The organism is Mesorhizobium sp. Root157, assembly GCF_001427385.1.
In the GTDB taxonomy this organism is placed as follows: domain Bacteria; phylum Pseudomonadota; class Alphaproteobacteria; order Rhizobiales; family Rhizobiaceae; genus Mesorhizobium.
The window spans coordinates 48943-69954 of the sequence record NZ_LMGJ01000004.1; the positions used below are offsets into that span (position 1 = coordinate 48943).

The following is a 21012-nucleotide window of genomic DNA, read 5'->3' on the forward strand; positions in this document are numbered from 1 at the left end:
CTTTGCCGCTCAAGTGGCCGGCGGGGTTTCCCTACCGCTCCAGTCGCGCCAGCAGCGATGAGGTATCCCAGCGGTTGCCGCCCATGGACTGCACTTCCTTGTAGAACTGGTCGACCAACGCCGTCACCGGCAGCAACGCACCATTGCGGTCGGCTTCGGCCAGGCAGATGCCGAGGTCCTTGCGCATCCAGTCCACGGCAAAACCATAGTCATACTTGCCGGCGTTCATGGTCTTGTGGCGGTTTTCCATCTGCCAGGAACCGGCTGCACCCTTGGAGATGACTTCGACCACCTTTTCGATGTCCAGCCCGGCCTTCTTGCCGAAATGGATGCCTTCGGAGAGGCCCTGCACCAGCCCTGCGATCGCAATCTGGTTGATCATCTTGGTGAGTTGGCCAGAGCCTGTCGGCCCCATCAGGCCGACCATGCGCGCATAGGCGTCGATCACCGGCTTGGCCTTGTCGAAGGCATCCTGTTTGCCGCCCACCATGACGGTGAGCACGCCGTTCTCCGCACCGGCCTGGCCGCCCGAAACCGGCGCGTCGAGAAAGGAAAAGCCGGCTCCCTCAGCCTTTTGGCCCAATTCGCGCGCCACCTCGGCGGAAGCGGTGGTGTTGTCGATGAAGATAGCCCCCTTCTTCATGGACTTGAAGGCGCCGTCGGGGCCGCTCGTCACCGAGCGAAGGTCGTCGTCATTGCCGACGCAGGAAAACACGAAGTCCTTGCCCTCGGCTGCCGCCGCCGGCGTGACCGCCAGCTTGCCGCCGTGCTGGGCAACCCATTGCTCGGACTTGGCCGTGGTGCGGTTATACACGGTGACATCGTGGCCACCCTTGTTTTTCAGGTGCGCGGCCATCGGATAGCCCATCACACCAAGACCGAGGAAAGCCACTACTGCCATTTTTAAATTGCCTTTCGAACGTCGGATTTCTTGACGAGAGGTCTAGGCATTGGCGCGAATTCGTCAAGACTACGTTCGTTGGCCCACGATAGGTGGGAAGGCGTTTTATCGCTTCAGGTGCCGGGTGATGCGCCGTTCGATCCAGTCGATGCCATGGCGCAGCGTTTCCACGATCAGAAGATAGATGATGGCCGCCCACAGATAGGACTGGAAGTCGAAGGTGCGTGAATAGGTGAGGCGGGTGATGCCCATCAGGTCGTAGACCGTGATGATGGCGACGATGGCCGATCCCTTGATCATCAGGATGACTTCGTTGCCATAGGGTCGCAACGCCACGATCAGCGCCTGCGGCAGGATGATCTTGCGCAGCGTCTGTATCTTGTGCAGGCCGAGCGAGGCAGCCCCCTCCCACTGGCCCTTCGGCACGGCCTGGATGGCGCCGCGCAGGATTTCGGCCTGGTAGGCGGCGGTATTGAGGGAGAAGGCGAAGATCGCGCAGTTGAAGGCCTCTCGGAAGAAGCTCCACAGGCCGATGGCGTCCAGTTGCGGGCGGAACGAGCCGAAGCCGTAATAGACGAGGAAGGCTTGCGCCAACAGCGGCGTGCCGCGGAAGAAATAGACATAGGCGTAGGCGAGGCTGGCTACGACCGGGTTGCGCGACATGCGGCCATAAGCGACGGGAACCGACAATATGGCCCCGGCCACGATGGAAATGGCGACCAGCGAAATCGTGATGCCGACGCCGGAAACGTAGCCCGGAGCGTATTTCTGGAACATTTCGGTGTTCCACGCCGAAACGAGATAGGCGACAAGCCCGACGCCCAGCAGCGCCCACAGCGCGACCAGGGCAGTGCCGAGAACGCGCTGGCGCGACCACCCGTGCGGCGGCAGGGGCGGGCGCTCGACGCTGTCGGCGGTTTGCGTCGAGGCGCTCATCGCTGCACCTCCTGCTTGCCCACCCATCGTTCGATGGCGTTGATGCCGATCGACGACAGGATCGCCAGGCCGAGATAGATGAGGGCGGCGATGCCGAAGAACAGGAAGGCATGCTTGGTCACGCGCGCTGCGACGCCGGCCTGCCGCAATATGTCGGTCAGCCCGATTGCTGAAACCAGCGACGTGTCCTTGAGCAGGATCAGCCACAGATTGGCAAGGCCGGGAAGCGCGATGCGGATCAACTGCGGCAGCACCACCAGGCGCATGGTCTGGGCTTTGGAAAGGCCCACCGCGAAGCCGCCTTCATACTGTCCGTGCGGAATGGCCCTGAAGGCCGAGAGAAACACTTCGCTGGCGTAGGAGGAAAACACCACGCCGAGCGCAATCATGCCCGAGACGAAGCTGTTTACCTCTATCGCCGCGTCGGGATTGAACAGCCGCACAACTTGCTGAATGCCGATCTGGGCGCCGTAGAAGACAAGAAACAGCGTGAGAAGCTCCGGCAGGCCGCGAAAAATGGTCGTGTAGATGTCGCCTGCCAACCGGAGCGAACGTTCGTTCGACTGCTTGGACAGTGCGATCAGGAATCCGATGAGCAAGCCGACGGGTAAGGTGGCGAGCGCCAGACAAACGGTGATGAACGCGCCATAGGCGATATCATCCAGCCACCCTTCCGATCCCCAGCTAAGCAGCGTCCAAACGCTCTGCATTGGTCGGCCGTCCTCCCCCGATGATCATCCCGAGCCACGCTGTGCCGTCAGGCGCGCGTGGTTATTGTTATTGTGCGAACGGCGGGAAATTCCCGCCGCTCGCCTTTCCTTCGGCTTAACCGCCGTAAACGTCGAACTTGAAGTATTTGTCGTTGATTTCCTTGTATTTTCCGTTCGCGCGGATGGCGTCGATTGCCGCGTTGAACTGGTCGCGAAGTTCGGTCTCGCCCTTGCGGATGGCGATGCCGGCGCCGGGGCCGTGGATATCTTCGACAGGCGTGATCGTTCCCACCAGCTTGCAGCAGGCGCCGTCCGGAGAATCCAGCCACTGGGAGAGCACCACGATATCGTCATTGACGGCGTCGAGGCGTCCGTTGGCGAGGTCGAGCTGGTATTCCTGCGCTGTCGGATAGGGCTTGACGGTGCTGTCGGTATAGGTCGCCGACGAATAGTTGAAGTGGGTGGTCGAAGCCTGCACCCCGATGGTCTTGCCGGCGAGGTCTTCCTTGGTAACGCCCTTCAGGTCGCTGTCCTTCGGTGCCGCGATGGCCGGCGGGGTGTTGTAGTACTTGTTGGTGAAGTCGACCTTTTCCTTGCGTTCTGGCGTGATCGACATGGATGCGATGATGGCGTCGAACTTGCCGGCCTGGAGCGCTGGAATGATGCCGTCCCAATCCTGCGCGATGAACTCGCACTTGACCTTCATCTCGTCGCACAGCGCCTGTGCGATATCGACGTCGAAGCCTTCCAGCTTGCCGTCTGCGGTCAGGTTGTTGAATGGGGGATAGGCGCCTTCCGTGCCGATCTTGACAACTTTTTCCTGGGCCTGGGCTGTGCCCAGGGCCAGCAGCGCGGCGGATGCCGCAAGTGCGATACGCATTGCAATACGCATAGTAGTCCTCTCTGCCTGAAACCAGGATGTCGTGAACCGACTTCCCTTGGGGCGATCCTCCCGACCGCCCGCTGGGCGGATACTCCCATTGTTTTCAGCAGGAAAGCAACTGCAAAACCGATCTGCCAATACCCTTGAACCGCTTTGCCAATGATCGTGAAGGGCGCAAATGGCCGGGCGAGCAGGTGCCGTAAGGGAAGCTTCAGGCGCTCCGAGCGCCCTTCAAGCCGCTGGCCTGTTCGACGAAGTCGGCTATCGACGTGATGTCGTCGAGGTCGAACACCGGCAGCCTCTCTTGCGGTTGCGGATGGTCGGCGGCGACCGCCACGATGTGAGGGTCATTGTCCGCCAGCGGCGTCCGGTCCTTGCCTTGCAGCCGCCGGGCCTCGATCTTGAGATGGGTCTCGCGCTTGTAGCCCTCGACCAGCACGATGTCGCTCGGTGCAAGCCGCGCCAGGATGGTGCCCAGCGCCGGCTCGGTTTCCGATCCCAATTCGTGCATCAGCGCCCAGCGGCGGCCCGAAACGATGGCCACTTCCGAAGCTCCCGCCTTGCGGTGGCGAAAGCTGTCTGTGCCTTCCTTGTCGATGTCGAAGTCGTGGTGGGCATGCTTGACCGTGGCCACCTTCCAGCCGCGCGACACCAGTTCCGTGACAAGGCGTTCCGTCAGTGTCGTCTTGCCGGAGTTTTTCCAGCCGGTGATGCCGAAAACGCGTTGGGTCATGAACTGCGGCTTTCCAATCGTCTCTCCGCCCATCGATGGTGCTGGTCGGAGCCTATATGCCGTCCGGCGCCATGCTCGGTCCAGTGCTCTCGGCGGCGGTCCGGTGCTTGCCCACCACCCGTTCGCGATAAAGCGTATAGAGGCCGGATGCCACGATGAAGATCGCACCTGCAATCATCGGCAGATCGGGGATCTCGGAAAAGATCACGATGCCAAGCACGATGGACCACAGCAGGGACGTGTAGCGGAACGGCGCGATGAACGACATTTCACCGGTTCGCGTGGCCATGATGATGAAGTGATAGCCGAACAGCAGCAGTATCGCCGCGAGCATCAGGTACAACGTGCTGCTCGTGGTCATCGGCGTCCAGCCGCCCATCGGAGAAACCAGCGCAATGCCTGTGAGGGTCACGGCGATGGACGTCACGAATGAGACCAGCAACGTCGGAATGTTGGATGGCAGCTTGGACGTGATCAGGTCGCGGATCGTGCAGAAGCCGACGCACAGCAAGGCCATGAGCGAATAGGCGCTGAAGCCCTCGAAACCCGGCCGCACGATGATGAGGACGCCGACGAACCCCGCCATGATCGCCAGCCAGCGCCGCCAGCCAACCCCTTCGCCCAGGAACATCGCCGCTCCCATGGTGATGGTCAGAGGCAAGGCCTGCAGCACAGCTGAAACGTTGGCGATCGGCAGGTGCGCGAGCGCGATGAGAAAGGAGACCGTCGCAGCCGCTTCACAGGCCGCGCGGACCGCTACGATAGGCTGCATGGTCAGGCGAGGATTGGCGAACGCACCGTTACGCCAGGCAAGAATGCAGACGAACAGCGTTGCGAAGAGGCCGCGCACGACCATCACTTGTGCCATGTTCATCGATTCCGACGAGAACTTGGTGATCGCGTCATTGCTCGTGAAGGCGATCATGGAGACGACCATGAACACGGCGCCGCGCAGGTTCGGGGATAAGGGCAAGAGATGTCCTCATTCTTCAGCCTCGGAGGCTGTAGCAGCTACGCAAAAAACAGCAATGCCAAACGGCTGGACCAGCAGGCGGCGCCGGCTTGCACAAATCGAATGCGGAAAATCAGCCGCCGGTCACGCTCATGTGGCGCGACACCGACGGGCGATTGGTGCGCCTGTCTATGACGAAGTCGTGGCCCTTGGGCTTGCGGCCGATCGCCTCGTCGATGGCTGCGGCGACAAGTGCGTTGCCCTCCGAGGCGCGCAGCGGCGCGCGCAGGTCCGCCGCATCCTCCTGGCCGAGGCACATATAGAGCGTACCGGTGCAGGTGAGGCGCACGCGATTGCAGCTTTCGCAGAAATTGTGCGTCATCGGGGTGATGAAGCCCAGTCGTCCGCCGGTCTCGGCCACCTCGACATAACGGGCAGGGCCGCCGGTCTTGTAGGGAATGTCCTTCAGCGTGAACTGCTTTTCGAGGTCGGCCCTCAGGAGCGACAACGGCAGGTACTGGTCGGTTCGGTCCTCGTCGATCTCGCCCATCGGCATGGTTTCGATGACGGTCAAATCCATGCCGCGCCCATGCGCCCAGCGCAGCATGTCAGGCAGTTCGATATCGTTGAAGCCCTTGAGCGCCACGGCATTGAGCTTCACCTTCAGCCCTGCCGCCTGAGCCGCATCGATGCCGGCCATCACCTTGTCCAGATGGCCCCAGCGGGTGATCGCATGGAACTTGTCGGCATCGAGCGTATCCAGCGAGACGTTGATGCGCTTCACGCCGGCATCGGCCAACTCGTCGGCGTAGCGTGCGAGTTGCGAGCCGTTGGTGGTCAGCGTCAGTTCTTCCAAGGCGCCGCTTTTGAGATGCCGCGACAGTTCATGCACAAGATGCATGATGTTCTTGCGCACCAGCGGCTCGCCGCCGGTCAGGCGCAGCCTGCGCACGCCCTTTTCGATGAAGACGGTGCAGAGCCGATCCAACTCCTCAAGCGAAAGAAGATCCTTCTTCGGCAGGAACGCCATGTCTTCCGACATGCAGTAGACGCAGCGGAAATCGCACCGGTCGGTGACTGACACCCTCAGGTAGCTGATGGTACGACCAAAAGGGTCGATCATGTCCGTTTGCGGCATTTCCGGCCTCCGCGTCACGTCGGCAGGCGCGAACGTGCAATAAGCGTTGTATATGCCTATGTGATACGAACCGCCATGCCGTTCAAGATAGTTTCCTGGCGCAGAAGCGTCATATTGTCGTTGTTCCAGGGAAGCGGCAGCGTTGGACGAGCCTTTCCTTCGCCGGAAAAGGAGCGTAGGACCCACACGAATCCGGACCTTTTGCCATGACTGCACCCACTGAACTCAGGGTCTCCAAGGACCGCAAGCTGCTCACGGTGACCTTCCCGGGCCACCAGGCGATGGAATTGCCGGCGGAGATGCTGCGCGTATTGTCGCCGTCGGCGGAGGTGCAGGGCCATTCACCCGAACAGCGCGTCACCGTGCCCGGCAAGCGCAACGTTGCGATCCGCAAGATCGATCCGGTCGGCAACTACGCCGTGCGCATCACTTTCGACGATTTCCACGACACCGGCATCTTCACCTGGGATTACCTCCACACGCTCGGTCACGAGAAGGACGAGCGCTGGCAAGGCTATCTCTCAGAGTTGCAGGAAAAAGGCTTGGGCCGCGATCATTGAAACCAGAATTGTTCTGCTAGAACAATAGGTTGGATACTCGTCCTGACTCAATGTAAGAGCGTGGTTGACGCGCTTCAGCTTCCGTTCAGCGCTTCGGAAACCTTGCGCATATGGTCGCCGATCAGGTCGCATTGATCGGGCGTCGACTGGCTCATCGCCACCTCGATCAACTCGGAATGGATCTTCAGCGCGTCCATCAAAAGCGCCGTGCCGGTCTCGGTCAGTGCAAGCCTGAGGATGCGCTTGTCCTTGGCGTCGCTCTCGCGCAGCACGAGTCCGCGCTTTTCCAGTTGCGGCAACAGCATGGTGATGTTGGAGCGCCCGACCAGAAGCTTGCGCGCAAGCTCGTGCTGCGACATGCCGGGATGCCGGTAAAGGTTCATCAGCACGTCGAGTTGCGCCGGCTTCAAATCCAGCGGTGCAAGCTTCGCCGCCAGCGTGCGCTCCAGCGCATGGCAAGCGCGCGCCACCGCCACCCAGTTGCGAAAGCGCGGATTGTCCCACGGCAAGTCTTGTTTATTGTTCATGTTTGAACTAATATGTTCACTGCTGAACGAGTTTCAGGGATCCGCACTATGACACCGTTTCGATTGAAGGTCATCCGCGGCATGTTCGGCGTCGGCGAGCGCGTTGCGCCGTCGCTCACCGGCCGCGCCGCCTTCGCATTGTTCTGCCGTACGCCAAGCGTCAAGCGTCTCACACTGGGCGAGCGCCGCGCCGTCCTGAGTGCGTCAGACTTCATGACCGAAGCGCGCCACCACCGTCTCAAAACCAGGGCCGGCTGCATCGTGGCGCATGAATTCCGCCCGCAGCCGGGCAGGGCGCGCGGCGGCACCATTTTGGTCCTTCACGGCTGGCGCTCGCGCACCGAATATATGCGCGCCTTGATCGAAGGCTATCGCGAGGCCGGCTACAAGGTCGTCTCGCTCGATCTGCCTGGTCATGGTCAGTCTGCCGGCCGCCGCCTGACCGTGGTCAACGCGGTCGAGGCTGTTTGCCTTGTCGCAGACTGGTTCGGCCCGTTCGAGGCGGTGGTCGGCCATTCCTTTGGCGGTGCGGTTGCGGTGAACGCTGCCGTCGGGTCGATCCCCGGGCTGGCGCCGTTGGCCACCAAGCGCCTGGTCCTTGTTGCGGCTCCAAGTTCGCTGCCCAAGGTGTTTGACGGCTTCAGCCAGATGCTCAATGTCGGGCCGCGCTCGCAAACCGTTATGGCCGGGCGCGTTGAGCGCATTTCCGGGCGGCCTCTGTCCGATTTCCTGGGCGACCGCCAACTTGCCGGTTCGTCCCTTCCGACGCTGGTGATCCACGCGCCGGATGATCGTGAAGTGTCTGCCGAGCAGGCCAGGCTCTATGCCGCGGCAGGTGAGCATGTAGAGCTGTATTGGGCCAAGGGACTCGGCCATCGCCGCATCCTTTCCGACCCTGCCGTGGTCGAGCGCGCCGTGGCCTTTGTCCAGCCGGCGGCGAAGGCTGTGCTTCACTGAAGCGTCACTTCTTCTTGGCCGGTTCGATGGGCAGGCCCGCTTCCTTCCATGCGGTGAAGCCGCCGAGGATATGCTTGACCGGCTCCAGCCCCATGTCTTGCGCTGTCTTGGTGGCAAGGGCCGAGCGCCAGCCGCCGGCGCAGAAGAACACGAACGATTTTCCCGATGCGAAGAACGGCTTGTGGTACGGGCTTTCCGGATCGATCCAGAACTCCAGCATGCCGCGCGTACAGTGCCTGGCGCCCGGAATATTGCCGTCGCGTTCGATCTCGCGCGGGTCGCGCAGGTCGACGAATATCGTGCCCTCGTCATCGAGCAGCGCGGCTGCCTCGTCCGGCGAAACTGCCTCGATCTCGGCGTTCGCCTCATCGAGCATTTCGCGAAAACCTCTTCTCATTTCAGACGCCTCTCGACTCTCCACGCTTCACGATAAGTTGCACATCGCAGGCTGCCCCGCCATTCGACGAAGGAGACAAATCAAGGGCAATTGTTGGTGCAGCCAATGTGCAACAGCGCCGCGAAATTCATCAAAGCTTAACCAAATCGGGGTGAATCAGTATATCTACGCCTTACATGCGCCACCCACGGGGCTGAAAGTCTCGACGGGCAACAAACGGGGTCCGGACGAACTCCGGAGCGGGTGATCCATGCAATCATTTCGAAGAAAATCCGTCATGTTGCCGTTGGCCGCGCTCACGGCGACCCTGGCGATGGGCGTTCAGCCTTCTGGCGCGCAAGGCCTGTTCGACATGCTGTTCGGTGGCCCGCCGCGTCATGGCACCCGCTTGCAGGGAGAGTTTCCGCCACCGCCCAAGCCCAAGAAGCCCGTCGCCGTAACCAGGATTTCAAGCCCGACCTACAACACCTACAAGCCCGACCGGCTGGTCCGCGTCGATTTTTCGGCGCTCTCTTCGACGCCGCAGAATGCGGCTTTCGCGCCCTCGCTGACCGGCACCGCATTCCGCGAGGCGCTGAGTGGGCTTGAGGCGTTCGACCTGATGGCCGAGCCCTCGGTGGCCAAGGCGCTTGTCGCCTACTATTCCGCCAATCCGGACTTCATCTGGGTATCTGGCACCTCCGTCAACGGCCGCGGCCAGGAGGCGGTGCGTGTGCTTGGCGAGGCGGCAAGCCATGGCCTGGAACCTTCCGACTATTCGGTTTCGGCGCCGGCCGCGGGTTATTCGACCGACGAAACCGCCGGCCGCCTGCAAGACCTCATCCGCTTCGAGATGGCATTGTCGGCTCGCGTGCTGCGTTATGTGCACGATGCCCAGCAAGGCCGCATCGAGCCGAACCGCATATCCGGCTACTATGATTTCCCGGCCAAGCCGCTCGACATGCCGGCCGTGCTCAAGACCTTGGCCCACACGCAGGAGGCGAGGGCCTATCTGGAATCTCGCCATCCGCAGAATCCCGAATACCAGGCGCTTCGGGTCGAACTGGAAGCACTGGAAGCAAGCGCCGAAAACGACATCGTCGTCGACCCCAAGTTGCTCCTGAAACCGGGCGAGACCAGCACGGAGTTGCCGAAGCTGCTTTCCCTAATCGCCCGCGACCTCGATGATGAAATGGGCGCCGACTTCGGCGAGACGCTGGCACGCCTCAACGCCAGCGACGCCTATGTTCCCGAACTGGTCCCGGTGATCGAGGCGGCCCAAAAGAAAGCCGGCCTGAAGCCCGACGGTGTCGTCGGCCCGCGCACCGTCGCGGCCCTTGCCGGCAACTCGAAGGCGGATCGGCTGGAGAAGGTCAAGATCGCGCTGGAGCAGTTGCGCTGGCTGCCCTCCGACCTTGGCAGTCCGCGCGTTTTCATCAACCAGCCGGCCTACTCCGCCAGCTACATCGACGGTGGCGAGGAAAAGCTGAAGACCCGTGTCGTCATCGGCAAGACGTCGAACCAGACCAGCTTCTTCTACGATGAGATCGAGCAGGTCGACTACAATCCCTATTGGGGCGTGCCGCAGTCCATCATCGTCAACGAGATGCTGCCCAGATTGCGCAACGATCCGGGCTATCTCGACCGGTCGGGCTATGAGGTAAGCGACGCAAAAGGCCGCCGCATCCCTTCCTCCTCGATTGACTGGAGCCAGTATGGCGGCAAGGTGCCTTTCAACGTGCGGCAGGCTCCGAGCGAAGCCAATGCGCTGGGTGAGTTGAAGATCCTCTTTCCCAACAAGCATGCGATCTACATGCACGACACGCCGCAGAAGGCGTTTTTCCAGCGCGACAACCGGGCGCTGAGCCATGGTTGCGTGCGCCTGCAGGATCCGCGCGGCATGGCGGCTGCTGTGCTCGGCACGTCAGTCGACCACATCGCGCAGAAGCTGAAACAGGGGCATTCGACGGAAAAGGTGACCCGCAAGATCCCGGTCTACGTCGCCTATTTCACCGCCTGGCCGGACATGACGGGCACGGTCGAATATTTCGGCGATGTCTACGACCGCGATGTCCGTCTGAGACAGGCGCTCGATGCGACTGAAGCGGTGCGCGCGCCTGCAAGCTGACGACGCCCGCTCCAGCTCCGGTGCGGGCCGGTCAGGAGGCCAGCTTGCTTGCCGCCGATCCGGGTGTTTCATCCGCTTCGCCGACTTGAAAATCCACGACCTTCACGTCGCAGGAACAAAACATGCTCTGCGCGTTGGCAACAATGTCGTGGATGTGATCGTCGGCGGAGTACTCCGTGTCGACAGCCGTCGAGATCGTGAGTGTAACCGCAACCGGTATGCTCATGCTGGGTACCCCCCATCGGAATATGAGTAGATGCCGATGTATCGGCAGATAGGCTAAAGGCCCCCCTCATGCAATTGCACTTTTAGAGTTGCCAACAGGACTTGTTGATAGCTTGTGACTGGCGTGGACAACTGATCGCCTATCGACTCGTTACCTGTTGATAAGGCTTGATATTTTAGGCTGAACCCAGGCCTGTATCAAATCGGGATTCGAACCTTCGCGCGCGGCCAAGCCGCAGCCTTTCCAATCGTGGCAGCGTGGATTGCTGGATTGAATGGATCCCCGGTTCAAGCCGCCTCTTGTCGAGGCCTGTACTGCTCGATCACCAACCTCAGCGCGTCCATGACGGCATCGACTGCCTGTCCTTTGGATATGTTGCCCTCGTCGTCGGGGTCGCATGAAGCGCCGAAGCTGATCTCCAGGACGGCGGCCACAGCCACCTCTTCCGCATCGATATGGGCTTGTCCGCATTCGGGGCACGCATATTCGCGATGGGTTTCATGCGCTACCAGGGCATCGTCGCCACGAACGGGAAGAACGATTCTTCTGGTGCCGCAGCAGATAGGACAAACGCTCATGGCTGTCTCCTATCGCCCCCATGGCCATGATACACCACGCATGCGTTCCTGCGCGTCTCATCTCTTTTCGTCGTTAATACGGGCGGCTGATCTGACCGCATCGGCAGCAATAAGCCGGGTGCTGGGTGGCAAGGAGGCCGCTTCCAAAGGCCCGGGGCTCGACGGCCGGTCTTGCATGCTGCAAGACGCTCGGAGGTCAGGCTTACCTACTCTGTCACCGAGGCGATTCGACTTGCCGAATGCGCGCCCTCAACGACCACAGCGATGCGGGGCCACGGACATTTGGCCATAGTGCTGGCCGAGCGTGGGAAACCGGCACCGTGAGCGCAACTCAATCCGTCGATTCAGTCCCGTGGGGTGGTGCAGACTCGCCACCTTCACGTGGTTTGCCTTGCTCTTTGGCCGAAATCCTTGCGGCCAGCTTTTCAGCCTTCTTTGCCGCTTTCGCACGATCGCGCTCTTTGCGTTCCTGGTCGTAGTTTGGTGCTCTGGCCATGAGTGTCCTTTGCTGTCGTTGGTTGGCAACCTGCAGACGCTACGATTTATTCCCCGATGCCATAGTGCCAATGCCTCCAGCCGACAAGGTCAAACGCCGGGTCCGCGGCTTGCCACCTGGCAACCGGTTGTCGAAAGGGGAGGGATCAAACGACCGGATCGGCCATCGTGTTTTCGATGGCCGCAATATTCAGTTCGAGATAGGCAACGCGCTGGATCGTGCTGTTGCTTGGAAGCGCCCTGCTTTTCGCGGCGGACATAAGCAACGCGGATTGCTCCTTCCGGAGCGCGCGGGACAGATCTTGCAAAAGAGACTTATCATCATTGGTCATGAGGCCCGTATATCTCCATGACGGTTTTGGCTCAAGTGGAGCCGCCCATATCCACCCACCCCTCCGTGGTCCTGTAGTGATCGATTGCATCGGCCTCTATTGGAACTCCGGCATTCTTGATGTCCAGATCATCAGGCCGATAATGGCGATGAACACCCAGAAGATCGAGTTCAAAAGCATGCGGACAAGGTCGCGGTTTTGGTCCTCGGTAATGCCCAGGCGATCGGAGATTATGTCGCCCGGTGCAATGAACAGCCAGAGGATGAAACGTCCCAGCTTTGCCATGCCGTCTTCCTTGCCTGTCCAAGCTGACCTTAACCGCCGGGGCCTCTAACCGGCAAGCGAGGATGGGCGATGAGGTGCCGTTCGATTTTGTGGCGGTCCCGATATAGGGAGTAGGCGGCAATTTCCGTTGCTGCAACGCCATCGCAGTTGTGGCGCACAAAAAAGCCCCGCCGAAGCGAGGCCAAGGTTGCTCTGATTCATGCCACCACGAAGGGTTGCACAAAGGCAATTTACACGCATCGTCTCGTCAGGGGAATAAAAATCCGCCGGGAGAAGGCTGAGGCGATGGAGGGACTGTCCATCGGTCGGTCGCGTCACGCCTTGTTGGCTTCTCGATCGCAGTTTATCATGCCTACAGCGTAGGAGACTTCGATGACATCAAGCTTCAACGTTCATGACGCGGCCGGCTATGAGCAACTCATGGGCCGATGGAGTCAAAGACTGGCGCCCCTGTTCATCGGTTTTGCCGGGCTTGCCAAGGGTGAAAAGGTTCTCGACGTCGGCTGCGGCACTGGCAGCCTCACCTTTGCGCTGGCCAAGTCAGCTCATCTCGGCACGATCGATGCCATCGACTATTCGCCAGTCTTCGTCGAAGCAGCCCAGCGACGCAACACCGACCCGCGCATAAACATCCGGCAGGGCGACGCCTGCGCATTGCCGTATGAAGACGGCACGTTCGACCGCGCAATGGCGCTGCTGGTACTTCACTTTGTGCCGGAAGCGGGAAAGGCTGTCGCCGAAATGCGCCGCGTCGTACGGCCGGGCGGCGTCGTCGCCGCTGTGGTGTGGGATCACCTCGGCGGCATGCCTGGCATGCGCATGATGGTTGATACGGTGGCAGCCCTCAGCGAAGGCGGGCGTCAGCTACGCAGCCGCTATTGCTTCCAGCCGATGATGCAGCCCGGCGAGATGAAGCGGACTTTTGTCGAACAGGGGCTCTCTGACGTTACCGAAACCGAACTGATGATCCGCATGGACTATCAGGATTTCGACGACTACTGGGCGCCCATCGCTGCGGGCGAAGGGCCGCTGGGCAAATATATGGCCACGCTGGACGCGGCAGAGCGGACCCGCACCGATGCGGCTGTGCGTGATGCCTATGAGGCCGGGCGGCCCGACGGGCCGAGGTCTTTCGCGAATGTCGCCTGGGCCTGCCGGGGTGTTGTTGCGGATACCCGCCGCGCGTAGTGGTTCCCTCCCGTGGATTCGAACCACGATTCACGGCGTCAAAGGCCGATGTCCTACCGTTAGACGAAGAGGGATCGCTGCAAGTGACGGCGACCATAGCGACGTTTTGAGCTTTCGATAAGCCGCTCCGGATGAATATCGTCGAGCCTTGGGCTGAAATGGGGGATAATCTCGCACTTCGCCAAATCTATCAATGTTTTCAGACAGATTGATGGTGGGCGATGCAGGGATTGAACCTGCGACCCCACCCGTGTGAAGGGTGTGCTCTCCCGCTGAGCTAATCGCCCGCTCGTTGCCCGAAGGCCAAGCGCGCCGCGATATAAGGGAGCCGTGCCGTTGAAGTCAACCGCTTCCAAGGCCCCTGTTCCCGGAAACTGGAACGCCTGGCGCTCTAATTTGCTGCGCGGATCAATCGGCCGGCAAGGTCGAGCGTCAATTCGTCGAAATGCGAAATCACCACCGATGGTTCGAACTCCCGCACGTGGCGGTCCGTGTAGCCGAAATCGACTGCGGCAACTGGAATGCCCGCCGCCTTGGCGGTGTCGATATCGGTTTGCGAATCGCCGACCATGAGCGCTTTGGCAGGATCGCCGCCCGCCCGTTTGATGGTTTCAAGCAGATGGCGCGGATCGGGCTTGCGGAAGGGGAACGTGTCCTGTCCGCAATTGGCGGCGAAATGCTTGGCCAGCCCCAGCGCTTCGATCAGGGCCAAGGAATTCGCCTCGTATTTGTTGGTGCAGATCGCCAGCACATAGCCCTCGGCCTCGAACCTGGCGATCGCATCCAGCACGCCGGGGTAGGGTTTCGATTTGCCCGGAATGCTCTTGGTGTAGGAATCGAGGAACAGGTCGAGCAGCCGGTCGTGTTCGTCGCCGGGCAGGGGCTTGTTGTTGGCCGCGAAGGCGCGCTCGATCATCACACGGCCGCCATTGCCGACATAGCGCCGGAATGCCGGGCCATCGACGGCGGGCAGGGCGGCTGCGCTCAGGCTGTGGTTGAGGCTGTCCATCAGGTCGGGCGCGGTATCGATCAACGTGCCGTCGAGGTCGAAAACGATGATCGGGCGTGCCATGGCGATTTTGTCCTATTGTTGTCGATGGAGGCGATAGCCCGCGGATAACGGCTGTGCAAGCCGCGTTACGGGCCGCCACGACGCCCTTTGACCCGACGATCAAAAATGTTAGGGAGCCGAAATCGAAATCGGCGCGGGAATAGATTGACCGTCATGGATGCCAGGCAGTTGAAGATCGAGGCCGCGCGCGCGGCATTGGCACATGTCGCGGGCGGCATGCGGCTGGGCATCGGCACCGGTTCCACGGCCGAGGAATTTGTGCGCCTGCTGGCCGCCAAGGTCGCGACCGGCCTCGACGTCGTCGGCGTTCCCACTTCGGAGCGGACTGCGGCGCTGTGCAGGGAACTGGGCGTGCGGCTTTCGACGCTCGAGGAAACGCCGGAGCTCGACCTCACCATCGACGGTGCCGACGAGATCGACCCGGAACTCACTCTGGTCAAGGGCGGCGGCGGCGCGTTGCTGCGCGAAAAGATCGTTGCGGCGGCGTCTGCCAGCATGATCGTGATTGCCGACCGTTCCAAGCTGGTCGAAACGCTTGGCCGCTTTCCCTTGCCGATCGAAGTGAACAGGTTCGGCTTGCGCGCCACGGAGTTGGCCATTGGCGCCGCCGCCCGCAATCTCGGACTTTCCGGCCCGCTCACATTGCGGATGACGGACGGCCAGCCATTTGTTACAGACGGCGGTCATTTGATCCTGGATGCATCTTTTGGCCGCATTCCGGATACAAGAGCGCTATCTGCTGCTCTTCACGCCATTCCCGGCGTGGTCGAGCACGGTTTCTTCATCGGGCTGGCGTCTGCGGCGATCATCGCTGGTGACGGCGGCATCGAGACAATCCACGCCGCCCGGTAAATCAGGGAGTCCTGCCAATCATGAAGTCGAACAACCGAATCCATCGCTTTGCCGTAGCTCTGGCGGCTGCGGCCGTAGTTGGCTTCGCCATGCCGTCCTTCGCGCAGGAAATTTCCGAATCGCACCTCAAGGCCGCCAAGACGGCAGTCGCTGCCATTCATGCCACGGATTCGTTCGACAACATCCTGCCGCAGGCCGCGGTCGCGCTGGAATCGTCGATGATCCAGAAGAATCCGGACCTCGAGGAATTGATCGGCAGCACGGTCTCGGCCCAGGCGCTGGCGCTGGCGCCGCGTCGCGCCGACCTCGAGAAGGAAGCCGCCACCGCCTACGCCAAGGTGTTTTCCGAACAGGAACTCAACGATATCGCCACTTTCTATAGCTCCGAAGCCGGCAAGAAACTGCTCGAAAGCGGGCCGATCGTCTCGCGCGAGTTGGTGAAGGCCGCCGAGATCTGGCAAAACGGCATTGCACGCGATCTGGCCCAGAAGGTCGGCGAGTCGATGCAGGCGGCAATGGGCGCCAAGGCCCCGGCCGTGACGCCGGCCGATGCGGCCACGCCTCCGGTCGATGGCGCCGCACCCGCGCCGAGCGGCAACTGACGCGACATCGCCTGCGCATGAGCGCCGTGCGTCCTTTCAGACGCACAAGGGACGCTCTAGCACTTTGAATGAGCATCGGAATAATCCGAAAACCGAGTACACTTTTCGGTCCGATGCTCTACGTTTGAGAAAGCCCGGTTCGTCCGGGCTTTTCTTTTGACCCCTGCCGGCCTACCTGTCCGGCTGCAACGTTCCACTGCAAGGACACTTTGACATGGCCGCTTACGATTACGATCTTTTCGTCATTGGCGGCGGATCCGGCGGCGTGCGCGCGGCGCGAGTCGCGGCAAGTCTCGGCAAGCGTGTCGGCATCGCTGAAGAATTTCGTTTCGGCGGCACCTGCGTCATCCGCGGCTGCGTCCCGAAGAAGCTGTTCGTCTACGCCTCGCAGTTTCCCGAGCATTTCGAGGATGCCGCCGGCTATGGCTGGACCGTACCGCGGGCGGCTTTCGATTGGCCGACGCTGATCGCCAACAAGGACCGCGAGATCGCGCGGCTGGAAGCGATCTACCAGAAGAACGTCGCCAATGCGGGCGGCGAGACGTTCCAGTCGCGCGCCGTGCTGGTCGACCGGCACACCATCCGTCTCGAGGCCGAAGACCGTACGGTCACCGCCGACCAGATCCTGGTCGCGACCGGCGGTCGCCCGGCGCTGCATCCGGCACTGCCCGGCAGCGAATATTGCATCACCTCGAACGAAGCCTTCCATCTTGCCGAACTGCCCAAGGCAATCGTCATCGAGGGCGGCGGCTACATTGCCGTCGAGTTCGCCAATATCTTCCACGGCCTCGGCGTCGAAACGACGCTCGTCTATCGGGGAACTGAAATCCTGAGCCGCTTCGACATGGATTTGCGGCAGGCTTTGCACCAGACGATGGAAAAGAAGGGCATCAGGATCCTGTGCCACGCGGTATCGGAAGATGTCAGCCGCCGCGCGGATGGCCGGCTGGAGGTGCGCGTCACCGGAGGCGAGGTGCTCCTTGCCGATCAGGTCATGCTTGCCATCGGCCGGGTGCCGAACACCGAGAACCTCGGACTGGAGGCCGCAGGCGTCGATATGGCCAAGAACGGCGCCATCGTTGTCGATGCCTGGTCGCGCACCAATCTCGACAATATCTGGGCGATCGGTGACGTCACCAATCGCGTCCAACTGACCCCGGTGGCGATCCATGAGGCGATGTGTTTCATCGAGACCGCCTTCAAGGACAACCCGACCGCGCCCGATCACGACGTCATCGCCACGGCCGTATTCTCGCAGCCGGAGATCGGCACGGTAGGCCTGTCCGAAGACGATGCGGCGAAGCATTTCCCCGACCTCGAAATCTACCGCGCCGCGTTCCGCCCGATGCGCCACACCCTGTCCGGCCGTGACGAGAAGATGCTGATGAAGCTGGTTGTCGATGGCGAGACGCGCAAGGTGCTGGGCGCACATATCCTCGGGCCTGATGCCGGCGAGATGGCGCAACTGTTGGGCATTCCGCTCAAGGCCGGCTCCAGCAAGGACGATTTCGACCGCACCATGGCAGTCCACCCGACCGCAGCCGAGGAACTGGTCACGATGTACAAGCCGACCTACCGGGTGAAGAACGGCAAGCGGATCGACTGAGCCTTGTTGGCTTGCAGGGGCCGATACGCTCCCTGCCGGGTGCCTGGTGTAGAGTGTCGCAGTCGGAAACTTCGCCCTTCGGAAAATTCCCTCATTCAACTATGGTATGGGGTGGACAGGACGCTTTGCGTTCGATGGAACGGTGTCAGGCGTTTCGCAGATGCCGATCCGTCGTCAGGAAGCGGGGGAGAGATGGGCAACAAGACACCACCTGACTTGCCGCTTTCGGCAATCACGCGTGAGGACTATCGCGCGCTTTCCGAGTTTCGCTATCTGCTGCGGAGATTTCTCGAATTCAGCCAGAAGGCGGCGCGCGGCGTCGGTCTGCAACCGCGCCAGCATCAGGCTATCCTTGCCATCAAGGGTTTTCCCGAAGACCGGTCCGTTACCATCGGCGACCTGGCGGAGCGCCTCCGCATCCTCCATCACAGCGCCGTCGAACTGGTGGACCGTTTGTGCGAAGCTGAGCTTGTCGTCAGGGAACCCGACCCCGAGGACCAGCGCCGCGTCTTCCTGGTCCTGACCGACAAGGCCGACGATTTTCTAGCCAGGCTGTCGCACATCCATCTCGATGAATTGTCACGCATCGGCCCGCTGCTGAAGCGCATACCGGTGCGCGAAAACAACAAGAAGTAGCGCATGTCGCCCAATGCATGTCGCCCGAAAGTGGGAACCGGTTTCGGGATAACGACATGCATGAAAACAGGTACTTGATGCATGTCGCTCGAAAGTGGGAACCGGTTTCGGGATAACGACATGCATGAAAACAGGTACTTGATGCATGTCGCCCGAAAGTGGGAATCGGTTTCGGGATAACGACGTGCATAAAAGCAAATACTTGGAGCGCGCCAGCGAATCCGAAAGATCGCGACGCGCTCTAAAACAGCAGCCCGGTTCCGCGCTGCAGCATGAGCCGTTATTTCTGCCGTTGCCTGATGCGCGGCAGGCGCAGCCAGCCGTCGTTGACCGGCTCGGGATTGGCCAGGATGGTGGTGAGTTCGACCGGCAGGGTAGGTGCCAGCGGTTTCTTCGAAGTTGCCCCGTCGGCGATGGTGAGAACGCTGTGATAGAATTCCTCGCCGCTTGCCGAACGCGGCGGCACCGCTTCGTGCATCACGCTGATGACGGTGACACCGGGGCAATTGTCCTTGATCGCCTGGTGGAAGGCGACCTTGCCTTCAGGATCGAGCGCGCCGGTTGCCTCATCGAGGAATAGCAGCCCCGGCTGGTGGAGCAGGATGCGGGCCACGACCAGCTTCTGCTTCTGCCCGCCCGATAGAAGCTGGTCCCACGTCTTGCCGGTGCGCGTTTCCTCGCCCATGAACTCGATGAAGTCGCCGAGGCCCGCCTTGTGCAGGGCAGCGGCGGCGCTGGCGTCGGAGTGCTGGGCCGCTCCTTGCGGCAGGCAGACAAGTTCCTTCAGCGTCACCTGCGGCAGCTTGACCTCCTGTGCCGCATAAAACGTCGTGATCCCCTCCGGGAAGACGATGGTGCCGCCGCCATGAGGCCACAGCCCGTTCAGGGCCTTGATCAGCGAAGTCTTGCCGCAGCCGGATTCGCCCTTCAGGAAAGTCCACTCGCCGCGCCGGAAGCGCAGCCTTTCGCTGACCAGGAACGGTTCGGCCCGATGGCCTTGATGGTTGAGTTGCAGGTTCTGGATGGTCAGGCCGAACACCGGGTTCTGCGTCGTGTAGCGGAAATCCGACTGGCCCGTCTGGCGGTAGAACTCCGCCGGCTTCTGCACGTTCTCGATCGCCTCGGCGAGGTCCATGACGCGCCTTGAGTTGGCGCGCAGCGTGGCGATCGCCGGCATGACATGGATGAACCACGAGCACTGGCTGATCAGCGAGTTCACCAGTTCGGCCCCGGTAATGTAGCCCTTGAGGTCGATGCGATTGTGGACGAACGGTATCAGGCCCGGCGCATAGGCCACGACCCTTGCGCCGACGAAATTGTAGATGCGCTCGAACGAATCGTAGCTGGCATTCACCCAGTTGAGCTTGCCCCAGGTCCGGTCGATATCGACGTAGAGCCGCCCGTGCATTGCCTTCTGCACGTTTTCGCCACGCGATGCGGCGACATGGAAGCTGCGGCGCAGGAATGTCGTCAGTTCGCCGCGGTAACTGCCCTCGGCCTTCTGCATGCGGATCGACAGCCGTTCCAGCATGCCGCCAAGCTTTATCGCGATATAGGTGTTGACCGGGACGTAGGCGACAACCACCACGAACGCCAGAACGGCGCTGCCGTAATCGCCAAGGAACTCCAGCCCATGGACTTCGGTCGAGGTTTCGAGCAGCTTCTGCCCCACGAAGAACAGCGAACTGGCAACCGCGATGACGCCCATGGCGAGGCCGATTGCGCCGCCGGTCATGCCCTTGATCGATTCCTGCACACGCTGGTCGATGTTGTCAGGTACCGTGTCGGACCCGTTCTGCGCATGGAAATGGGTGTGGTTGTCGTCGAGCAGGGCATCGTTGAACCTGCTGTCCAGCCAGCCGCGCCAGCGTCGGTGCAGAGTTGCCGACACGAAGGCCTTTGTCCCGGTGATGCCCGCATCCTTGAATACGACGAGCGCCACGAGGATTCCGGCATTGATCAGCAGCGCCTCAAGTGGATTTTTGTTGGCCGCGTCGTGATAGTAGGCGATCGAATTGAAGAGTTCGCCCGAGGCTTCCGCAAACCACACGCCCGCCTTGCTGGAAAGCGCGGTGAAGAAGGCCACCACCAGCGTCAGCGTCCAGGCTTCCTTCCATTTGTCGGAGAACCAGTAGGCCCGCATCAGGCCCCAGAAGTTTCGCATCGACGAAACCGGCGTCGGGTAAGTCGGCCTCACTGCGCCGCTATGCGATTTTCCCGATATTGAGTGTCGCGGTCTACCGACCCGAATCACGCTTTGCCCAAACCTCTTTTTCTATTGTTACGAAGGGTAACACCAATTGATCATTTTCAATTACTTTATTGACGCTCCGAAGCGC

The 21012-nt window shown here is 61.3% G+C and carries 23 protein-coding genes and 2 tRNA genes; 8 read left to right on the plus strand and 17 right to left on the minus strand.

Annotated features, from left to right (window positions below):
• Positions 1-31: 31 nt before the first annotated feature.
• The 7 genes from ASD64_RS05100 to moaA form a co-directional block, all read right to left on the minus strand.
• The gene (locus tag ASD64_RS05100; RefSeq protein ID WP_274533353.1) at positions 32-928 is read right to left on the minus strand and encodes an NAD(P)-dependent oxidoreductase; all 897 of its coding nucleotides are present in this window, start codon (positions 926-928) and stop codon (positions 32-34) included.
• A gap of 78 nt (positions 929-1006) precedes the next feature.
• On the minus strand, positions 1007-1837 hold the full coding sequence (locus tag ASD64_RS05105; protein WP_056101724.1) for an ABC transporter permease: 831 nt from the start codon (positions 1835-1837) through the stop codon (positions 1007-1009).
• Positions 1834-2547: an ABC transporter permease gene (locus ASD64_RS05110; RefSeq protein WP_056101727.1), complete on the minus strand. Its 714-nt coding sequence runs from the start codon at positions 2545-2547 to the stop codon at positions 1834-1836. Before ASD64_RS05110 ends, ASD64_RS05105 begins: the two co-directional genes overlap by 4 nt.
• 115 nt (positions 2548-2662) lie before the next feature.
• Positions 2663-3439, minus strand: a complete 777-nt coding sequence (locus ASD64_RS05115; RefSeq protein ID WP_056101730.1) for an ABC transporter substrate-binding protein — start codon at positions 3437-3439, stop codon at positions 2663-2665.
• Positions 3440-3641: 202 nt separating this feature from the next.
• Positions 3642-4163: a molybdopterin-guanine dinucleotide biosynthesis protein B gene (mobB, locus tag ASD64_RS05120; RefSeq protein WP_056101942.1), complete on the minus strand. Its 522-nt coding sequence runs from the start codon at positions 4161-4163 to the stop codon at positions 3642-3644.
• Positions 4164-4215: 52 nt separating this feature from the next.
• On the minus strand, positions 4216-5136 hold the full coding sequence (locus tag ASD64_RS05125; protein ID WP_056101734.1) for a DMT family transporter: 921 nt from the start codon (positions 5134-5136) through the stop codon (positions 4216-4218).
• 112 nt (positions 5137-5248) lie between these two features.
• On the minus strand, positions 5249-6253 hold the full coding sequence (gene moaA / locus ASD64_RS05130; RefSeq protein ID WP_056101736.1) for a GTP 3',8-cyclase MoaA: 1005 nt from the start codon (positions 6251-6253) through the stop codon (positions 5249-5251).
• Positions 6254-6459: 206 nt separating this feature from the next.
• On the opposite strand from moaA, the gene ASD64_RS05135 reads away from it, so the two are divergent.
• Positions 6460-6813 carry a gamma-butyrobetaine hydroxylase-like domain-containing protein gene (locus tag ASD64_RS05135; protein WP_056101739.1) on the plus strand — a complete coding sequence of 118 codons (354 nt, stop codon included), beginning with the start codon at positions 6460-6462 and terminating at the stop codon, positions 6811-6813.
• Between the two features lie 74 nt (positions 6814-6887).
• On the opposite strand, the gene ASD64_RS05140 is transcribed toward ASD64_RS05135, so the two are convergent.
• Positions 6888-7340 carry a MarR family winged helix-turn-helix transcriptional regulator gene (locus tag ASD64_RS05140; protein ID WP_056101742.1) on the minus strand — a complete coding sequence of 151 codons (453 nt, stop codon included), beginning with the start codon at positions 7338-7340 and terminating at the stop codon, positions 6888-6890.
• Positions 7341-7388: 48 nt separating this feature from the next.
• Between ASD64_RS05140 and ASD64_RS05145 the strand changes: the two genes are divergently transcribed.
• The gene (locus ASD64_RS05145; protein ID WP_056101744.1) at positions 7389-8297 is read left to right on the plus strand and encodes an alpha/beta hydrolase; all 909 of its coding nucleotides are present in this window, start codon (positions 7389-7391) and stop codon (positions 8295-8297) included.
• Between the two features lie 4 nt (positions 8298-8301).
• On the opposite strand, the gene ASD64_RS05150 is transcribed toward ASD64_RS05145, so the two are convergent.
• The gene (locus ASD64_RS05150) at positions 8302-8694 is read right to left on the minus strand and encodes a rhodanese-like domain-containing protein (protein ID WP_056101746.1); all 393 of its coding nucleotides are present in this window, start codon (positions 8692-8694) and stop codon (positions 8302-8304) included.
• 250 nt (positions 8695-8944) lie between these two features.
• Here ASD64_RS05150 and ASD64_RS05155 point away from each other — a divergent pair, with 250 nt between their 5' ends.
• Complete coding sequence (locus tag ASD64_RS05155; protein WP_056101748.1) at positions 8945-10801, plus strand: L,D-transpeptidase family protein; 1857 nt, start codon at positions 8945-8947, stop codon at positions 10799-10801.
• Between the two features lie 31 nt (positions 10802-10832).
• On the opposite strand, the gene ASD64_RS05160 is transcribed toward ASD64_RS05155, so the two are convergent.
• The 4 genes from ASD64_RS05160 to ASD64_RS05175 form a co-directional block, all read right to left on the minus strand.
• Complete coding sequence (locus tag ASD64_RS05160) at positions 10833-11027, minus strand: hypothetical protein (RefSeq protein WP_056101751.1); 195 nt, start codon at positions 11025-11027, stop codon at positions 10833-10835.
• Positions 11028-11314: 287 nt separating this feature from the next.
• Entirely contained in the window at positions 11315-11605 is a 291-nt protein-coding gene (locus ASD64_RS05165) for a hypothetical protein (RefSeq protein WP_056101756.1), read from the minus strand.
• A 641-nt stretch (positions 11606-12246) separates the two neighbouring features.
• Positions 12247-12432, minus strand: coding sequence for a hypothetical protein (locus tag ASD64_RS05170; protein ID WP_056101759.1), 186 nt, complete (start codon positions 12430-12432; stop codon positions 12247-12249).
• 96 nt (positions 12433-12528) lie between these two features.
• Positions 12529-12717 carry a hypothetical protein gene (locus ASD64_RS05175; RefSeq protein ID WP_056101762.1) on the minus strand — a complete coding sequence of 63 codons (189 nt, stop codon included), beginning with the start codon at positions 12715-12717 and terminating at the stop codon, positions 12529-12531.
• Between the two features lie 372 nt (positions 12718-13089).
• Between ASD64_RS05175 and ASD64_RS05180 the strand changes: the two genes are divergently transcribed.
• Positions 13090-13905 carry a class I SAM-dependent methyltransferase gene (locus ASD64_RS05180; protein WP_056101765.1) on the plus strand — a complete coding sequence of 272 codons (816 nt, stop codon included), beginning with the start codon at positions 13090-13092 and terminating at the stop codon, positions 13903-13905.
• Here ASD64_RS05180 and ASD64_RS05185 read toward each other — a convergent pair.
• The 3 genes from ASD64_RS05185 to ASD64_RS05195 all read right to left on the minus strand — a co-directional run bounded on the left by ASD64_RS05185 (position 13906) and on the right by ASD64_RS05195 (position 14977).
• A tRNA-Gln gene (locus ASD64_RS05185) sits at positions 13906-13979 on the minus strand.
• Positions 13980-14117: 138 nt separating this feature from the next.
• Positions 14118-14192: transfer RNA gene (locus ASD64_RS05190), tRNA-Val, on the minus strand.
• 104 nt (positions 14193-14296) lie between these two features.
• Entirely contained in the window at positions 14297-14977 is a 681-nt protein-coding gene (locus ASD64_RS05195; protein WP_056101767.1) for a phosphoglycolate phosphatase, read from the minus strand.
• A 153-nt stretch (positions 14978-15130) separates the two neighbouring features.
• Here ASD64_RS05195 and rpiA point away from each other — a divergent pair, with 153 nt between their 5' ends.
• The 4 genes from rpiA to ASD64_RS05215 all read left to right on the plus strand — a co-directional run bounded on the left by rpiA (position 15131) and on the right by ASD64_RS05215 (position 18673).
• On the plus strand, positions 15131-15829 hold the full coding sequence (gene rpiA, locus ASD64_RS05200; protein ID WP_056101769.1) for a ribose-5-phosphate isomerase RpiA: 699 nt from the start codon (positions 15131-15133) through the stop codon (positions 15827-15829).
• Between the two features lie 20 nt (positions 15830-15849).
• Positions 15850-16431, plus strand: coding sequence for a DUF2059 domain-containing protein (locus ASD64_RS05205; RefSeq protein WP_056101770.1), 582 nt, complete (start codon positions 15850-15852; stop codon positions 16429-16431).
• Positions 16432-16645: 214 nt separating this feature from the next.
• Positions 16646-18037, plus strand: coding sequence for a glutathione-disulfide reductase (gene gor, locus ASD64_RS05210; RefSeq protein WP_056101774.1), 1392 nt, complete (start codon positions 16646-16648; stop codon positions 18035-18037).
• A 192-nt stretch (positions 18038-18229) separates the two neighbouring features.
• Positions 18230-18673: a MarR family winged helix-turn-helix transcriptional regulator gene (locus ASD64_RS05215; RefSeq protein WP_056101777.1), complete on the plus strand. Its 444-nt coding sequence runs from the start codon at positions 18230-18232 to the stop codon at positions 18671-18673.
• 280 nt (positions 18674-18953) lie between these two features.
• Here the strand turns inward: ASD64_RS05215 and ASD64_RS05220 are convergent, their stop codons facing one another.
• Complete coding sequence (locus ASD64_RS05220; protein ID WP_056101782.1) at positions 18954-20837, minus strand: ABC transporter ATP-binding protein/permease; 1884 nt, start codon at positions 20835-20837, stop codon at positions 18954-18956.
• Positions 20838-21012: the final 175 nt, after the last annotated feature.

Coding starts and splice junctions, on each gene's coding strand:
- ASD64_RS05160 (WP_056101751.1), bottom strand. CDS start 11,027: ATGAGCATACCGGTTGCGGTTACACTCACGATCTCGACGGCTGTCGAC.
- ASD64_RS05140 (WP_056101742.1), bottom strand. CDS start 7,340: ATGAACAATAAACAAGACTTGCCGTGGGACAATCCGCGCTTTCGCAAC.
- ASD64_RS05105 (WP_056101724.1), bottom strand. CDS start 1,837: ATGAGCGCCTCGACGCAAACCGCCGACAGCGTCGAGCGCCCGCCCCTG.
- ASD64_RS05150 (WP_056101746.1), bottom strand. CDS start 8,694: ATGAGAAGAGGTTTTCGCGAAATGCTCGATGAGGCGAACGCCGAGATC.
- ASD64_RS05165 (WP_056101756.1), bottom strand. CDS start 11,605: ATGAGCGTTTGTCCTATCTGCTGCGGCACCAGAAGAATCGTTCTTCCC.
- ASD64_RS05170 (WP_056101759.1), bottom strand. CDS start 12,432: ATGACCAATGATGATAAGTCTCTTTTGCAAGATCTGTCCCGCGCGCTC.
- ASD64_RS05115 (WP_056101730.1), bottom strand. CDS start 3,439: ATGCGTATTGCAATGCGTATCGCACTTGCGGCATCCGCCGCGCTGCTG.
- ASD64_RS05180 (WP_056101765.1), top strand. CDS start 13,090: ATGACATCAAGCTTCAACGTTCATGACGCGGCCGGCTATGAGCAACTC.
- ASD64_RS05145 (WP_056101744.1), top strand. CDS start 7,389: ATGACACCGTTTCGATTGAAGGTCATCCGCGGCATGTTCGGCGTCGGC.
- gor (WP_056101774.1), top strand. CDS start 16,646: ATGGCCGCTTACGATTACGATCTTTTCGTCATTGGCGGCGGATCCGGC.
- ASD64_RS05175 (WP_056101762.1), bottom strand. CDS start 12,717: ATGGCAAAGCTGGGACGTTTCATCCTCTGGCTGTTCATTGCACCGGGC.
- ASD64_RS05155 (WP_056101748.1), top strand. CDS start 8,945: ATGCAATCATTTCGAAGAAAATCCGTCATGTTGCCGTTGGCCGCGCTC.
- ASD64_RS05205 (WP_056101770.1), top strand. CDS start 15,850: ATGAAGTCGAACAACCGAATCCATCGCTTTGCCGTAGCTCTGGCGGCT.
- ASD64_RS05135 (WP_056101739.1), top strand. CDS start 6,460: ATGACTGCACCCACTGAACTCAGGGTCTCCAAGGACCGCAAGCTGCTC.
- moaA (WP_056101736.1), bottom strand. CDS start 6,253: ATGCCGCAAACGGACATGATCGACCCTTTTGGTCGTACCATCAGCTAC.
- ASD64_RS05110 (WP_056101727.1), bottom strand. CDS start 2,547: ATGCAGAGCGTTTGGACGCTGCTTAGCTGGGGATCGGAAGGGTGGCTG.
- ASD64_RS05220 (WP_056101782.1), bottom strand. CDS start 20,837: ATGCGAAACTTCTGGGGCCTGATGCGGGCCTACTGGTTCTCCGACAAA.
- rpiA (WP_056101769.1), top strand. CDS start 15,131: ATGGATGCCAGGCAGTTGAAGATCGAGGCCGCGCGCGCGGCATTGGCA.
- ASD64_RS05215 (WP_056101777.1), top strand. CDS start 18,230: ATGGGCAACAAGACACCACCTGACTTGCCGCTTTCGGCAATCACGCGT.
- mobB (WP_056101942.1), bottom strand. CDS start 4,163: ATGACCCAACGCGTTTTCGGCATCACCGGCTGGAAAAACTCCGGCAAG.
- ASD64_RS05195 (WP_056101767.1), bottom strand. CDS start 14,977: ATGGCACGCCCGATCATCGTTTTCGACCTCGACGGCACGTTGATCGAT.